Source organism: Leucobacter ruminantium, assembly GCF_017565705.1.
Lineage (GTDB): Bacteria > Actinomycetota > Actinomycetes > Actinomycetales > Microbacteriaceae > Leucobacter > Leucobacter ruminantium.
Genome location: NZ_JAGDYL010000010.1, coordinates 52,644 through 67,722, shown reverse-complemented (window position 1 = coordinate 67,722; position 15,079 = coordinate 52,644). Strand labels below are relative to the sequence as shown.

At 67.5% G+C, this 15,079-nt stretch carries 12 protein-coding genes; 8 read left to right on the top strand and 4 right to left on the bottom strand.

Annotation, left to right across the window (positions count from 1 at the left end; translation table 11 throughout):
- Nucleotide 1: 1 nt before the first annotated feature.
- The 3 genes from J4H91_RS07815 to J4H91_RS07805 all read right to left on the bottom strand — a co-directional run bounded on the left by J4H91_RS07815 (nt 2) and on the right by J4H91_RS07805 (nt 3,707).
- The gene (locus J4H91_RS07815) at nt 2-796 is read right to left on the bottom strand and encodes a hypothetical protein (protein ID WP_208045702.1); all 795 of its coding nucleotides are present in this window, start codon (nt 794-796) and stop codon (nt 2-4) included.
- A complete protein-coding gene (locus J4H91_RS07810; protein WP_208045701.1) occupies nt 793-1,617 on the bottom strand; it encodes a DUF2690 domain-containing protein in 825 nt (274 codons plus the stop codon). Before J4H91_RS07810 ends, J4H91_RS07815 begins: the two co-directional genes overlap by 4 nt.
- A gap of 569 nt (nt 1,618-2,186) precedes the next feature.
- Complete coding sequence (locus J4H91_RS07805) at nt 2,187-3,707, bottom strand: glycosyltransferase family 2 protein (protein WP_208045700.1); 1,521 nt, start codon at nt 3,705-3,707, stop codon at nt 2,187-2,189.
- Nucleotides 3,708-3,835: 128 nt separating this feature from the next.
- Between J4H91_RS07805 and J4H91_RS07800 the strand changes: the two genes are divergently transcribed.
- The 6 genes from J4H91_RS07800 (at nt 3,836) to msrA (ending at nt 11,939) form a co-directional block, all read left to right on the top strand.
- The gene (locus J4H91_RS07800; RefSeq protein WP_208045699.1) at nt 3,836-4,906 is read left to right on the top strand and encodes an acyltransferase; all 1,071 of its coding nucleotides are present in this window, start codon (nt 3,836-3,838) and stop codon (nt 4,904-4,906) included.
- A 380-nt stretch (nt 4,907-5,286) separates the two neighbouring features.
- Nucleotides 5,287-5,652, top strand: coding sequence for a hypothetical protein (locus J4H91_RS07795; RefSeq protein ID WP_208045698.1), 366 nt, complete (start codon nt 5,287-5,289; stop codon nt 5,650-5,652).
- Between the two features lie 593 nt (nt 5,653-6,245).
- Entirely contained in the window at nt 6,246-6,581 is a 336-nt protein-coding gene (locus tag J4H91_RS07790) for a DUF4190 domain-containing protein (RefSeq protein ID WP_208045697.1), read from the top strand.
- 348 nt (nt 6,582-6,929) lie between these two features.
- Nucleotides 6,930-10,439 carry a DNA polymerase III subunit alpha gene (gene dnaE / locus J4H91_RS07785; protein ID WP_243752775.1) on the top strand — a complete coding sequence of 1,170 codons (3,510 nt, stop codon included), beginning with the start codon at nt 6,930-6,932 and terminating at the stop codon, nt 10,437-10,439.
- 52 nt (nt 10,440-10,491) lie between these two features.
- Nucleotides 10,492-11,418, top strand: coding sequence for an ammonia-dependent NAD(+) synthetase (gene nadE / locus J4H91_RS07780; RefSeq protein ID WP_208045695.1), 927 nt, complete (start codon nt 10,492-10,494; stop codon nt 11,416-11,418).
- Nucleotides 11,415-11,939 (top strand): peptide-methionine (S)-S-oxide reductase MsrA, encoded by a 525-nt coding sequence (gene msrA / locus J4H91_RS07775; RefSeq protein WP_208045694.1) that lies wholly within the window; start codon nt 11,415-11,417, stop codon nt 11,937-11,939. Before nadE ends, msrA begins: the two co-directional genes overlap by 4 nt.
- 60 nt (nt 11,940-11,999) lie before the next feature.
- Here the strand turns inward: msrA and J4H91_RS07770 are convergent, their stop codons facing one another.
- Nucleotides 12,000-12,566, bottom strand: coding sequence for a single-stranded DNA-binding protein (locus J4H91_RS07770; RefSeq protein ID WP_208045693.1), 567 nt, complete (start codon nt 12,564-12,566; stop codon nt 12,000-12,002).
- Nucleotides 12,567-12,848: 282 nt separating this feature from the next.
- Between J4H91_RS07770 and J4H91_RS07765 the strand changes: the two genes are divergently transcribed.
- Both J4H91_RS07765 and ettA read left to right on the top strand, forming a co-directional pair.
- Nucleotides 12,849-13,337 (top strand): DUF6993 domain-containing protein, encoded by a 489-nt coding sequence (locus J4H91_RS07765; protein WP_208045692.1) that lies wholly within the window; start codon nt 12,849-12,851, stop codon nt 13,335-13,337.
- An 11-nt stretch (nt 13,338-13,348) separates the two neighbouring features.
- A complete protein-coding gene (gene ettA, locus J4H91_RS07760; protein ID WP_208045691.1) occupies nt 13,349-15,028 on the top strand; it encodes an energy-dependent translational throttle protein EttA in 1,680 nt (559 codons plus the stop codon).
- Nucleotides 15,029-15,079: the final 51 nt, after the last annotated feature.

Genomic DNA, 15,079 nt, shown 5'->3' with positions numbered 1-15,079 from the left:
CTCAGGAGGTGGATTCCTCCTCCTGAGCGGTGCGGCAGGTGCCGCCCTGCTCCGCATCCGTGTTGGGGTAGTTCTCGATCTTCTCGGCGATCCCGGTGGCGACCGTATAGCGCTGCACCTCCGTCGCGCAGCTCTTCGGGCTGGGGGCGAGGTAGAACCGCGCCGTGCCGTCTCCGTAGACCGGGTAGCCGTGCTCCTTCACCCAGACCTCGGTGCCGCGCACCGCATCGACGCCGACGACGCGGCTGTCGGGGGTCGAGTCGGTGTTGAGCTCCCCGTCGAGCAGCACCGCGACGACGCCCAGGTCGGAGCGTCCGGCGAACGACGCGGAGTGCTTGCCACCGCGCAGAATGCGGGTTCTCGTGAGCTCCCTGGGCGAGGGATCGGCGCTGACGCCGAGAACGAAGGTGACGTACTCGTAGTCGCTGTAGCCGCGGTAGTGCATCTCGCGCCGCGTCTGCACCAGGCCGACGATCACGGGCTCCTCACCGTCGAGGGTGTGGCTGTACTGCTGCGAGAGCACGGTGTAGTCGTCTCTCGCGGGGAGACCAGGGCCCGTGCCGAGCAGTTCTTCGGCGTCGAGGTCGACGATGACGCCCCCTGGCAGGCGCATCTGGATCGGGCCGGGCTGCCCGCTCTCCGCGGCCTTCGCCTCGAACCTCTCGAAGGGACCGAACTCGGACCAGGTGCCTTGGCGGTCCTGCCCGGCGGATGCGGTGCACCCGGCGAGCAGCATCGCCCACAGAGCGGCGACCCCCGCGGCGCGGAGGCGGCGTCTCCCGCCGACCGGACTCATACGCACAGCTTCGGCCCGAGGTCTTCGGTACGACCGTCGACGGTAACGGTAGCCTGCCCGCAGATGCGAGCCGAGACGTCCGGCTCGATGATCATCGGTGTGTAGAGCGACTGCAGGTTGATATCGGTGCGCGATTGATTGCGCTCGCTGTCCGGATCGTCCATCGGCCAGATGCGCATGGTCATGGTGTTGCCGTCGGTCTTGCCGTCGTAGCGCGTGACGCGCCCCCAGACGGCGAGGCAGTCGTTGGAGTACAGCAGTTGCACGTGCACCTGGTTGTCGAGCCGGGCCTCGGACGCTGCGATCACCGCGTCATCCTTGCACTTCGTCCGCATCGGGTCGACGCCGTTCGCGGCCGCCAGATACGGCCCCTCGGCGTTCTCCGGGGGCCCGGCGCTCCGGCTCGCCCCGCCACCGAGTACGCCCCAGACGAGGCTGGTCGCCACCGCGGAGACGAGCGCGGCGGTGATGGCGATGACGGCGGTCTGCGTGGGGGAGAAGCGCCGACGCCGGACCTCTTCGAGATCGGCGACGGACGAGGTGCTGCGCGGGTCGAGCGCGTTGCGGCGCAACCGCCACTCGAGCTGATTCCCGCCGAGCTCCGTGACGAGCTTCAGCACCGTGTTCTCCGTGGGCAGCGCGTTGCCCGAGAACGCCACGGAGATGACGCTCTTCGAGATGCCCGTGCGCGTGCTGAGTGCGGCGAGCGTGGGGTTGCCCGCGGTGCGCCTGAGGTCGCGAAGCGCACTCGCGAACTCCTGCACGGAATCCGGGCCGGATTCCCGAACTCCGCCCTCGTCCTTGACGGCCGTGTCTGACATGGTTCCTCCGCTGGTCGACTGTTCCGATGCTCCGAACGCGCGTGTTCGGGGCTCCCGGAAACGACGAAGTCTGTCTGCACAACAGGATAGGGGCGGCTCGCGACCAGCTTCGCCAGATCCCGCCGGAGGCAAGGGAGAACGGCGTATTCTCAAGGGTTCGAATTTTCCGTTCGACATCCGAACAGCGCCTGAAACCCGCGGAACGATTACTCGAGCACGAGTGAGAGGCGTTTCGATTTTCCGGAAGTTTCGATTCGGTACCGGAATGGCGTCGCATGCTCCCGGCGAAGAGCAGACTGAGGAAAAGTGAAGCAGCGGGGCTCGGCGCTGACGCCCCGCGGAGTGGAGGAGACAGTGCAGGGGATGCTGGATCAGACTCGGGAAGTGCGGCGAGCAACCCTCGACGGGGCAGTCGCCGCAGACGCCCAACACGGTGCGGCGGAGAGATCCTTTGCGCACCTCGACGGGGCAGACGGAGCAGAGACGGTGAGTGCTCACGTGCTGTTCGCCCACGCCTATGCGCTCGAACTCGCGCGTGCAGTGCGAGGAGCCGAACGCTTCAGCCCGTCTCAGGGGCGTGCGGCACGCAGCGCGGCGTTGCCGCCGTCGGTCCGGTAGAAGCGATCGGAGACGCCGGCCTCGATCGCCGAGTCGTCCGCACCCAGGCGCACCCGCGCCCCGGTGAGGCCGTCGGCCGTGCCGGCCACCGTCCACATGTCTACCCGGTCCTTTCCGAAACTCTTCAGAAGTTTCGGCGAGAGCACGAAGGCGTACTCGAGCGCGCCCGTCCGCGGGTCGTGATCCACGAGGCGGCCGGAGAGCGCGACGGTGCGGTAGCCGCGGCGCCCGCTCAGCAGCAGGCCGAGGGTGGGCGCTCCCCGTGTCAGCACGGCCGCGATGCGGCGGTCGAGCCCACGGGCGTAGCGATTGCCTCCGAACGCCGACAGCGCGCGGTCGACGCGGCGCACCGTGCGAAGGCGCCCAGCAGACGGGACGGCGTCTCGGAGCGGCGAGTCGTCAGCGGTCGGCGCGATCGAGACGCCCACCTCGATCCCTCGCGGAGTCGCCCGCACCGAGGCCGCGCGCGAGAGATGCTCGAGTATCGGCTCTGCCGCGATCAGGGAGGCGAGGCCCGCGACGTCGCCTGCGCGGATGAGGGAGAGCTTGCACCGGTCGGTGGGGTGCGAGACCGAGTCCTCGAGCTCCTCCGGCACGAGGTCTGCGAGGAACGCGCGGTGCAGCTCGACCCAGCGGACTCTCGTCTCGGGCGTCATGCGATCCCAGCGCTTGGGAACGTAGAAGCGCAGCCCCTTGCGCTGGAAGAACTGGAGCACGAGCCGCTCGGCCGCGGTGCGATCGGCCACCCCCTCGAGGAGGATCTGCGCGATGCGGCGGCAGGAACCCACGTAGTTGTCGGGGTCGATGGTGCGGGAGGAGATGTTCTGGCCGTCGTCGCGCAGCGCGATGAAGTAGAGCGGCCCCCGCCCGCAGAAGAGGATGCGCCTGGCGAGCGTGTAGGCGCGGGTCACGAAGATGCCGTCTTCCAGCCGAACCTTCTCCTCGGGAAAACGCAGGCCGGCGCGCTCGATCAGCTCGCGGCGGAACAGCTTCTGCGGTGAGAGCGTCTCCATCGCGCGAGCGATCGAGATGTCGCCGTGCGGGTGCCGCGCGAAGAGCGCCTGCACGCGCCTGCCGCCCGATCCCTCGAAGCGGGGGATGACCACGTCGGCCGGTCGGCCGGATCCCTCGCCCTCGGCCATCCGTACCATATCGCCCAGGGCGTTCGGGGCCATCGTGTCATCGGCGTCCATGAAGAACAGGAAGTCGCCGCGCGCCAGCTCGATGCCGCGGTTGCGCGGCATACCGGGCCAGCCGCTGTTCGGCTGGTGCACGACGGTAACGCGCTCGTCGGCCGCGGCGAAGCGATCGAGCTCGTCGCCCGAGCCGTCGGTGGAGCCGTCGTCGATCGCGATGATCTCGAACTCCCGCAGATCCTGTGCGAGCAGCGATTCCAGGGCGCCCGTGAGGTAGGGCATCGCGTTGTAGACCGGGATGACGATGCTGACGCGAGGGGCGTACGTTCCGACCATCGAGTGCTCCCTTCTCGTGCGTGCACGCGGAAGAACCCGTCCCAAGCTCAGGCTCCCCGCGCGAGCCACCATAGCGACGCAGCCTCCGAAGACCCTGCCACCTCAGTGCGGCTTGTTAGCCTGTCGGCATGGGAGAGGCGACGGCATCCGTCTCCGCCCCGGTCCGGCAGCGGGTGGAGTACCTCGAGGTTCTGCGAGCCGTCGCGATCATCGCGGTGGTGGTGATCCACGCCTCCATCACTGAGTGGCACCAGCTTCCCCCGGGCGGTTCGCGCGCCGATCAGCTGACCTGGATCGGCTCAGCGCTGCGTTTCTGCGTGCCCGTCTTCTTCATGGTGTCGGGCGCGCTGTTCCTCGCGCCCGAGCGCGAGGTGGCGATGGGATCCCTCTTCCGCAAAAGCATCCCGCGGCTGCTGATCCCGTTCGCCTGCTGGTCGCTGTGCTATGCCCTGGTCGGCGTCTACGGGCCGGGCGGCAGCCGCGACCCGGCGGAGTTCGCGAGGGACGCGTTGACCGGGCATTTCCACCTCTGGTTCCTGCTGGCGCTCACGGGGCTCTATCTCGCGGTTCCGATTCTGAGACCCGTGGTGAGGGATCGGCGCGTCGCCTGGTACTTCGTCGCTCTCGCGCTGCCGTTCGCCTCCGTGCTCCCGCTGCTCGAGCACCTGCCGGTCGCGGGGGAGGTGATCTCCGAGGTGCTCGGGGACATGCGGTTCGATCTCGTGCTCGGCTACTCGGCGTTCTTCATCCTCGGGCTGCTGCTGGATCGCGCGGATCTCTCGCCCGCGGTGCTCGCGTGGCTCGCGGCGGGCGGTATCGCCGGAGTCGTCGCCACAGGGATCGGGACGCTGCTCGTCTCGGCCCACAGCGGCGAGCCCGACGAGCTGTTCTTCGACTTCGTCACGCCGAACGTCGCGGTGGTCGCGATCGCCCTGTTCGCGCTCGCGCGGGCCTGGGGTCGGCGCTTCTCGCTCTCGCCGGGGTGGCGCCGCGCGGTCGCGCTGCTGGGAGGTTACTCGTTCGGGATCTACCTTATCCATCCGCTCGTGCAGTGGGCGTATCGGCAGTTCGGGATCACGACGGAGTTCGCGCAGCCCTGGCTGTCGGTGCCGGTCCTGACCGTGCTCGTGCTGGTGCCGAGCCTCGCCGCCGCGATGCTGATCCGGCGGATCCCCGGCGTCGGGAGGCTCTTGGCGTAGGGCTGCGTGTCGGGTTCGGGCGGATTCGCGTTGGCATCGGGGCGGGTCCGGGGCGCGCGAACGAGCCACCGAGGCCGTTCGGATTTTCCGGAAAGTTCGGAACCGGCCCGAACCGGCTGCGTGCGTTGAGCCGGTGCGCTTGATTGGGGGGAGGGGGTACAAGGACTCATGACATGGCTATGTACACAGGAACCGTCAGCCCGTCCGGTGGCACAACCAGAGCAGGGTGACCTGTCGTCATTGCGGCGGCGCCTTCTACATCGACCCGGGCTTCGGCAGCGCGGCCGGACGCTGGAACTGCCCGCACTGCAACCGCGAGAACTGATCGTTCAAAACGAACTCAAGCTGTTGCAAAGGCCGGACATACGGAAAAGGAAATCATGAAGCAAGAGGAAAATATCTATCGTTCCAGTCTGGACGTTGGATCGTTGAGGCAGATCGTGCGCGCAGCCTGCGGGAACGCGACTATCAGTCCTGTGCAGTTCGACGCGCTCGATGATCCCTCGGATCTCGCAGTTCTCGTGGAGAAGAACGGCCTCATCGGGGGATCTTCTGCCATTCAGGTTCACGTCAATGATGAAGGGGACCACAGGCTGCTCGCGATCATCGCGCTCGGCGACTCGGGCTTCGCCCGTGCATGGGGTGGGGCTCGAAACACCGTAAGTTTCGGTGGCTCCAAGAAGCTTGCGGCAACGTTGGCGGATGCTGTGCGGCAACACGACGCGGCACTTCTACAGATCGGCTGATCACTTCACCCTCTGGCCTGGGTTCGCGCTTGTCAGAAGCGTGCGCCCAGGAGCCTGCCCGACTCGGTGAGTCTGCCGCTTCGTGTACCGAATCAGCCGACGCCGACCGTGGAACCGCTCACCGCCGAGACGAAATGTACTGGTGGAGTGCGCCGATCGGGCTCGGGCCGGGTGCTCGTCGACGGGCAACTCATAACGGTCAGCGGATCAGCTCCAGGTCATCTATCGAGGTCGTGTGCATCTACTGCCCGTCGCGAGTCGCGGCCTTATGCACGAGCTGACCTCTCATGCACGTGGTTAACGGGGCAGCTCGTGCATAAGCACGCATGTCGCCGCGATGCACGGGTGTACCGACGTTCGGTTTGACGTGTCCGATCGCGGGGCTTGATCCCTGCCGGTCTATCGGAGCGCAGGGTTTGCGCGGCTTTCCGGGATTTCCGGAAAGTTCGGAAGCGACCCGAACTCGACGTCGGAGCGCGCCGCCTCTGCTTGTGTTGGTTGCAACGCTCGGCTCTCCGCCCTACCGCTGTGCTACCGATCCGCCTGCGGACGGAGTCGAACCGGGCCTCGCGCGACCTATGTAAGGAGCACCTTTGGATCCCGTTACCATTCTGCTGATTCTTCTGATCCTCGTCGGCATCGGGTGCGTGATAGCCGCGGGGGTGAGGCGGAACGCGAAGGTGCAGAGAGGGGAGCTGGTGCTCGTCGAGAAGACGAACACGCTTGCCGTTCTCTCGTTCGTGCTCTCCTTCTTCCTCTCGGTCGCGGCGATCGTGCTCGGCCATATCGCCGTCTCTCAGATCAACCGGACGCACGAACGCGGGTGGGGCCTGGCCGCCGCCGGGCTGACCCTCGGGTACATCGGAGTCGTCGTCGGCGCCCTGGCAGCCCTGATCTTCTACCAGACGGCCACCGCCTACGGCTTCTGAGTGGCGCACCGCCAAACCTTCCGTTCTTATCGGCTGGGATCAACATCCGTCCGTATCCCTCCGGGCGCACCGACCTGACCCCATCTGCACGAGATGACCCCTTGATCTACGTGCATACCGGGTCATCTCGTGCAAAAGGGCGCGTCTCGGTGTGAGGCGGGCGCACTTCCTCGGCCTCGGCGTCGACGCCATCGTCCCCTGGGAGTCCGCATCCGAGCGGTGACCGAATGGGCCGTGTCGGGCTTCTTCGTCGGAGGCCGCGCTACCCTGGAGGGGTCGGCGAAAGGGGCTCAATCGGTGTCTGAGAAAGACGGGTTCGTACACCTGCACGTGCACAGCGAGTACTCGATGCTCGACGGGGCGGCCCGCGTCGGCCCGCTCATGGATGCGGCCGTGGCTCAGGGCATGCCGGCGATCGCCGTCACCGATCACGGCAACACCTTCGGCGCCTTCGATTTCTGGAAGCAGGCGAGGGATCGCGGCCTCAACCCGATCATCGGCATCGAGGCCTATCTGACGCCGGGCACGCACCGCAGCGACAAGACCCGCGTGCGTTGGGGGAGCGGCGGCGGAGACGACGTCTCGGGCGCCGGCGCCTACACCCACATGACGATGCTCTCCGAGACCACGGAGGGCATGCACAACCTCTTCCGTCTCTCGAGCTACTCGTCGATGGAGGGGTACTACTTCAAACCGCGCATGGACCGCGAGCTGCTCCAGACCTACGCCAAGGGGATCATCGCGACGACGGGCTGCCCGTCGGGCGAGATCCAGACCCGCCTGCGACTCGGGCAATACGACGAGGCGCGCAAGGCCGCAGCCGAGTTCCAGGACATCTTCGGCAGGGAGAACTTCTTCTGCGAGCTCATGGATCACGGGCTCGAGATCGAGCGGCGCGTGCAGACGGACCTCATCAAGATCGCACGCGACCTCTCGATCCCTCTCGTCGCCACCAACGACCTCCACTACGTGCACGAGGCCGACGCCGAGGCGCACTCCGCGCTGCTGTGCGTGCAGTCGGGATCCCGCCTCGACGACCCCAACCGGTTCAAGTTCGACGGCTCGGGCTACTACCTGAAGACCGCGGCCGAGATGCGGCACATCTTCCGCGACCACCCCGACGCGTGCGACAACACGCTGGAGATCGGCGAGCGTTGCAAGGTGGAGTTCAACACCTCCGCCAACTACATGCCGCGCTACCCGGTGCCCGCCGGCGAGACCGAGGACAGCTGGTTCGTGAAAGAGGTCGAGAAGGGCCTCCACTACCGCTACCCGAACGGCATCCCCGACGAGGTGCGCAAGCAGGCCGAGTACGAGATCGGCGTCATCACCCAGATGGGGTTCCCCGGCTACTTCCTCGTCGTCGCCGACTTCATCAACTGGTCGAAGGACAACGGGATCCGCGTCGGACCCGGCCGCGGTTCGGGCGCCGGCTCGATGGTCGCCTATGCGATGAGGATCACCGACCTCGACCCGCTGCAGCACGGCCTGATCTTCGAGCGCTTCCTGAACCCCGACCGCGTCTCGATGCCCGACTTCGACGTCGACTTCGATGATCGTCGCCGCGGCGAGGTCATCAAGTACGTGACCGAGAAGTACGGCGACGAGCGCGTCGCGCAGATCGTCACCTACGGCACCATCAAGTCGAAGCAGGCGCTCAAGGACGCATCGCGCGTCCTCGGCTTCCCCTTCGGCATGGGAGAGAAGCTGACGAAGGCGATGCCGCCCGCGGTGATGGCGAAGGACATCCCGCTCTCGGGCATCACCGACCCGGAGCACCCCCGCTACAAGGAGGCGGCCGAGTTCCGCGCCGTGCTGCAAGAGGATCCCGACGCGAAGAAGGTCTACGACACAGCGCGCGGCCTCGAAGGGCTGAAGCGTCAGTGGGGCGTGCACGCCGCGGGCGTGATCATGTCGAGCGACCCGCTCATCGACATCATCCCGTTGCAGAAGCGCGAGCAGGACGGCCAGATCGTCACCCAGTTCGACTACCCGACCTGCGAGGGCCTCGGCCTCATCAAGATGGACTTCCTCGGGCTGCGCAACCTCACGATCATCTCCGACGCGCTCGAGAACATCCGCCTCAACCGCGGAGAAGAACTCGACCTCGAACGCCTCGAACTCGACGACGCCCCCTCCTACGAACTGCTCGCCCGCGGCGACACCCTCGGGGTGTTCCAGCTCGACGGCGGTCCCATGCGCGGTCTGCTGCGCCTCATGAAGCCCGACAACTTCGAAGACATCTCGGCCGTCCTCGCGCTCTACCGCCCGGGCCCGATGGGCGCCGACTCGCACACCAACTACGCGCTGCGCAAGAACGGGCTGCAGGAGATCACGCCCATCCACCCCGAGCTCGAGGAACCGCTGAAGGACATCCTCGACACCACCTACGGCCTCATCATCTACCAGGAGCAGGTGATGTCGATCGCCCAGCGGGTGGCGGGCTTCTCGCTCGGCCAAGCGGACATCCTGCGCCGCGCCATGGGCAAGAAGAAGAAGTCGGAGCTCGACAAGCAGTACGAGGGCTTCTCCGGGGGCATGAAGGAGCGAGGCTTCTCCGAGGCCGCCATCAAGGCGCTCTGGGACATCCTGCTCCCCTTCTCCGACTACGCCTTCAACAAAGCGCACTCCGCAGCCTACGGCGTGGTCAGCTACTGGACCGCCTACCTCAAGGCCCACTACCCGGCCGAGTACATGGCCGCGCTGCTCACGAGCGTCGGCGACTCCAAGGACAAGCTGGCCATCTACCTCAACGAGTGCCGCCGCATGGGCATCAAGGTGCTGCCGCCCGCGGTCAACGACTCCTTCGCCAACTTCTCCGCCGTCGGCGACGACATCCGCTTCGGCCTCGGTGCGATCCGCAACGTCGGCACCAACGTGGTCGAGGCGATCCGCGAGGCGCGCGAGTCGCAGGGCAGCTTCGAGAGCTTCCACGACTTCCTGAAGAAGGCCCCGCTCACCGCCCTGAACAAGCGAACCGTCGAATCGCTCATCAAGGCCGGCGCGTTCGACGGACTGGGCGGCACGCGTCGCGCGCTCGTCGAGATCCACGAGCAGGCCATCGAGAGCGCCGTGAAGGAGAAGCGCGCCGAGGAGAAGGGAGACGTCGGCTTCGACTTCGACAGCCTCTTCGCCGAAGCGGCCGAGGCCGCGGGTGAGACCGTGGAAACCGTCTCGCAGGTGCCCGACCGTCCCGAGTGGACGAAGAAGGACAAGCTCGCCTTCGAACGCGAGATGCTGGGGCTCTACGTCTCGGACCACCCCCTGCGCGGGCTCGACAGCGCGCTCGCCAAGGAGGCGTCCGTGACGGTCGAACAGGCGACCAACACCGAGGCGAGCCCCGGCTACGACGGGGAGATCGTCACACTCGCCGGGCTGCTGACGAGCGTGCAGCACCGCACCGCGAAGTCGGGCAACCTCTACGGCATGGTGACGCTCGAGGACTTCACCGGCGAGGTGCAGGCGCTCTTCATGGGCAAGTCGTACCAGGAGTTCGGCAGCCTGCTGCAGCCCGACTCGATCGTGGCGCTGCGGGGCAAGATGAACTCGCGCGACGACGGCATGTCCATGCATGCGTACGGTGTGAAACCGATCGACGCCGGCGTTCAAGAGGACGCGACGACGCTCGAACTCACCCTCACCGAAGCCAGGGCGACCGAACCTCTCATGGAGGAGCTGCGCTCCACCCTCCGCCGTCACCGCGGAGAGAGCGAAGTGCACCTGAACCTCATCACGCCGAACTCGGTGCGCATCTTCGAACTGCGCGAGCAGGTGCGCATCACCGCCGACCTGTTCGGCGAGCTCAAGGGCATGCTCGGACCGAAGTGCCTGCTGCCGGTGGAAGAGGTGCTCGTCTGAATCAGCCGAGGGCGTAACCCGCACGAAAAGTCACCGGAGTAGGGTGGAAGACGTGAGCGAGAAGCAGCAACGGATCATCGAGGCGCTCGGCGCCGTACCCGACATCGACCCCGCGGCCGAGGTCGACCGGCGAGTCGGCTTCCTCGCCGACTACGCGCGCTCCATCCCCGGCTGCCGAGGCTTTGTGCTCGGCATCTCCGGCGGACAGGACTCGACGCTCGCGGGCAAGCTCGCGCAACTCGCGGTCGAGCGACTGCGCGGGGAAGGCCGAGAGGCCGAGTTCATCGCGGTGCGCCTGCCCTACGGCGTGCAGCACGACGAGGCCGACGCGCAGCTCGCGCTCTCCTTCATCGAGCCGGACCGCTCGGTCGCCGTCGACATCGCCCCCGGCGTCGACGGGCTCGTCGCCGAGGTCTCGGCGGCGACGGGCGAACCCGTCAGCGACTTCAACAAGGGCAACGTCAAAGCCCGCATGCGCATGGTCGCGCAGTACGCGATCGCGGGTGACCGGCGCCTCCTCGTGATCGGCACCGACCACGCGGCCGAAGCGATCACCGGCTTCTTCACGAAGTTCGGCGACGGCGCGGCCGACGTCACACCGCTCGCCGGGCTCACGAAGGGCCAGGGCGCCGACATGCTGCGTGTGCTCGAAGCCCCCGACCGGCTCTGGGAGAAGGTTCCCACCGCAGACCTGCTCGACGGCGAGCCCGGACAGAGCGATGAGTCGAGCCTCGGAGTCTCCTACGCCGAGATCGACGCCTACCTGCGCGGCGAGCCCGTATCCGACGCCGCCGCCGAGAACCTCGAGCGGCGCTACACCGGAACCGAGCATAAACGCCGCCTGCCCGTCGCGCCTTTCGACACCTGGTGGCGGGCCGAAGCGGACGCGCAGCCCTCGGCGGGCGATGCGACGCGGCAGGTGCGGGACGGGGAGCAGCCCGGCGAGGGGCACGAGCAGAACGGGGAGCAGCGATCATGACCACGAGCTTCGTGCTCGCCGGCGGGTGCTTCTGGTGCCTCGACGCCGCATACCGGCAACTCCGAGGTGTGGAACAGGTGATCTCCTGCTACACCGGGGGCACGACCCCGAACCCGAACTACGAGCAGGTCTGCACCGGGGCGACGGGCCACGCGGAAGCCGTCGAGGTCGTCTTCGACGAGACCGTGATCCCGGCCGAGGTGATCCTCGACGCGTTCTTCACGATGCACGACCCCACGCAGCTGAACCGACAGGGCGCCGACGTGGGCACGCAGTACCGCTCCGCGATGTTCCCCCACGACGATGCCCAGCGAGAGGTCTTCGAAGCGGCGATCGAGCGCGCCTCCCAGTGGTACGACGCTCCCATCGTGACGACGATCGAGCCCCTCGGCGAGGTCACCCCCGCCGAGGAGTACCACCAGGACTTCTTCGCCAAGAACCCGACTCAGGGCTACTGCCTCGCCGTCGCGGTGCCGAAGGCGAACAAGGTGCGCGCCAGGTTCGCCGAATATCTGCGCTGAGCCGAGCCACAGCGGGTCGCACCAGGCCGCACCGCGCCAAGCCGCACCGCGCCGCAGGTGTCATGCGGCCACGGCCTCGACTCCCGTCTCGGCCGCCGCGGATCCCTCGCCGCCCGAGCTCCCCGAGTCGCCTGCGCCGCCTGATCCGACCGCGCTTCCGAAACCCGGCGTGCCCGAGTCCGGCGCCTCGAATCCGCTCACCGCGCCGGCCGGATGAGACCCGGCCGGATGAGCGGCCGCGGCCTGTTCCGCACCGCCCTGCGGGCGAGCCCCGCCGCGCCTAGCGAAGCGCGACACGCCCCAGCGCAGGTCGTGGCCCAGCGCCTCCGCGTCGATCTCTACGGAGTTGCCCGACTTGCCTTCGTTCTCCCACCGGCGCACTCGCAGGCGCCCGGTGATGAGCACCCGATCGCCGGTCGAGAACGACTCCTTCGCGTGATCTCCGAGCGTGCGGAAGACGTTGACGGTGAACCAGTTGGTCGTGCCGTCGATCCACTCTCCCTTCTCGCGGTCGTACCTGCGCTCGTTGCTCGCGAGGCGGAACGTGCAGAGCGAACGCGCCGGGTCGTTGCCGATCATGTGCGGGGCGGTCGCGATGGTGCCGATGACAGTGATGCGGTTGGACATGGGAATCTCCTTCTCTTCGAGTGCGCGGCAGCAGCGCCGCGGCGAGGAGCGGGACGCGCCGTGCGGGATACGCCCCGCCCCTCGGCACCAGCCTGCGACACCGGTGGCCGCGTCGGGAGGCCCGCGACCCCCGATGTGAATCGATTGGCGGGATATTCGCGAATCTTCGCGCTGTGGAGGGAGGATCCCCCGCGGCGCGGAGGAGATGCACACGGCGGCGCGGCTCGGACGGACACGGCAGACGCTCGGATTCCGCCCCGCCTCGCTGCGTAGACTGTCAGAGTGCTCACCACAGGCAAACCCGCCCTCCGCGTTCTGACACCGCTGCTCCTCGTCGGGCTGCTCTCCGCGTCGGCCACGGGTTGCGCCCTGCTCGAGGGCCCCACCCCCGACACCCCGAAGCGCGAGGCCCCGGCCGAGCCCGAGACCGCGCCCGAGTTCTTCCCCGAGGGATCGGCCGCCGACAATCTGCCCTATTTCACGGAGACGATGCGCACGTATGCCGCGGGCGACGGGCCGGTGCTCGGGGCGCCGCTCGTCGACTCGCTCGTGGCGGCCGGCTTCAACCGCGACACCATGCAGGTGAGCTTCGACGAGAGCAAGACGGGGCTCGCGGCCGACAACATCTTCGTGTCCGCGCGATTCGGCGCCGACTGCCTGATCGGGCAGCTGGTCGCCGGGGACCGCAGCTTCGTGGCGACCGTGCAGCCCGCCGTGGGGCCGAACCAGGACATCTGCCTGATTGGGAATACCAGACCGCTCGATTGGTAGGCTTGTGAACCATGGCTGAGTACATTTACCAGATGGTCCGCGCCCGCAAGGCGGTCGGCGAAAAGCTCATTCTCGACGATGTGACCATGGCGTTCCTGCCGGGTGCGAAGATCGGCATGGTGGGCCCGAACGGTGCGGGCAAGTCGACCATCTTGAAGATCATGGCGGGTCTCGACACGCCCTCGAACGGCGAGGCCGCGCTCGCGCCCGGCTACACCGTCGGCATCCTCATGCAGGAGCCCGAGCTCGACGAATCGAAGACGGTGCTCGAGAACATCGAGGAGGGCCTCGCGGTCAAGGCGAAGGTCGACCGCTTCAACGAGATCTCCGCGCTCATGGCGGAGCCCGACGCCGATTTCGACGCGCTGCTCGCCGAGATGGGCACGCTGCAGGAGGACATCGACGCGGCCGACGGCTGGGACCTCGACAACCAGCTCGAGCAGGCGATGGACGCCTTGCGCACCCCGCCGGGAGACGCGCAGATCTCGCATCTGTCGGGCGGCGAGAAGCGCCGCGTGGCCCTGGCCAAGCTGCTGCTGCAGAAGCCCGATCTCCTCCTGCTCGACGAGCCCACCAACCACCTCGACGCCGAGAGCGTGCTGTGGCTCGAGCAGCATCTGCAGAAGTACCCGGGCGCCGTGATCGCGATCACGCACGACCGGTACTTCCTCGACAACGTGGCCGAGTGGATCGCCGAGGTCGACCGCGGCCGCCTCATCGGCTACGAGGGCAACTACTCGACCTACCTGGAGCAGAAGGCCGAGCGACTCGAGGTCCAGGGCAAGAAGGACCAGAAACTGCAGAAGCGCCTCAAGGAGGAGCTCGAGTGGGTGCGCTCGAACGCGAAGGGCCGCCAGGCCAAGTCGAAGGCGCGTCTCGCCCGCTACGAGGAGATGGCCGCGGAGGCGGAGCGCACGAGGAAGCTCGACTTCGAGGAGATCCAGATCCCCGCCGGCCCGCGCCTCGGCAACGTGGTCATCGAGGCCAAGAACCTCGAGAAGGGCTTCGGCGACCGCAAGCTCATCGAGGGCCTGTCCTTCTCGCTGCCGCCGAACGGCATCGTCGGCGTGATCGGTCCGAACGGCGTCGGCAAGACCACGCTGTTCAAGACGATCGTCGGCCTCGAGCCGCTCGACGGCGGCGATCTCCGCATCGGCGAGACGGTGCAGATCAGCTACGTCGACCAGAACCGCGCCAACATCGACCCCGAGAAGAACCTCTGGGAGGTCGTGAGCGACGGGCTCGACATCATCACCGTCGGCAAGACCGAGATCCCCTCGCGCGCCTACGTGTCGAAGTTCGGCTTCAAGGGGCCCGATCAGCAGAAGAAGGCCGGCGTGCTCTCGGGCGGTGAGCGGAACCGTCTCAACCTCGCGCTCACCCTGAAGCAGGGCGGCAACCTGCTGCTGCTCGACGAGCCGACCAACGACCTCGACGTCGAGACCCTGCAGTCCCTCGAGAACGCGCTGCTCGAGTTCCCGGGCTGCGCCGTGGTCATCACGCACGACCGGTGGTTCCTCGACCGCATCGCGACGCACATCCTCGCCTACGAGGGCACCGAGGAGAACCCGGCGCAGTGGCACTGGTTCGAGGGCAACTTCGAGGCCTACGAGGCGAACAAGATCGAGCGCCTCGGCCCTGAGGCGGCGAAACCGTCGCGCGTCACCTACCGCAAGCTCACGCGGAACTAATTCGCTACAGGCAAAGCGCAGCTTTGCGCTATTAGTTCCCGGCCTGCCCCC

Coding starts and splice junctions, on each gene's coding strand:
- J4H91_RS07815 (WP_208045702.1), bottom strand. CDS start 796: ATGAGTCCGGTCGGCGGGAGACGCCGCCTCCGCGCCGCGGGGGTCGCC.
- ettA (WP_208045691.1), top strand. CDS start 13,349: ATGGCTGAGTACATTTACCAGATGGTCCGCGCCCGCAAGGCGGTCGGC.
- J4H91_RS07795 (WP_208045698.1), top strand. CDS start 5,287: ATGAAGCAAGAGGAAAATATCTATCGTTCCAGTCTGGACGTTGGATCG.
- J4H91_RS07770 (WP_208045693.1), bottom strand. CDS start 12,566: ATGTCCAACCGCATCACTGTCATCGGCACCATCGCGACCGCCCCGCAC.
- dnaE (WP_243752775.1), top strand. CDS start 6,930: ATGCTCGACGGGGCGGCCCGCGTCGGCCCGCTCATGGATGCGGCCGTG.
- J4H91_RS07810 (WP_208045701.1), bottom strand. CDS start 1,617: ATGTCAGACACGGCCGTCAAGGACGAGGGCGGAGTTCGGGAATCCGGC.
- msrA (WP_208045694.1), top strand. CDS start 11,415: ATGACCACGAGCTTCGTGCTCGCCGGCGGGTGCTTCTGGTGCCTCGAC.
- J4H91_RS07805 (WP_208045700.1), bottom strand. CDS start 3,707: ATGGTCGGAACGTACGCCCCTCGCGTCAGCATCGTCATCCCGGTCTAC.
- J4H91_RS07800 (WP_208045699.1), top strand. CDS start 3,836: ATGGGAGAGGCGACGGCATCCGTCTCCGCCCCGGTCCGGCAGCGGGTG.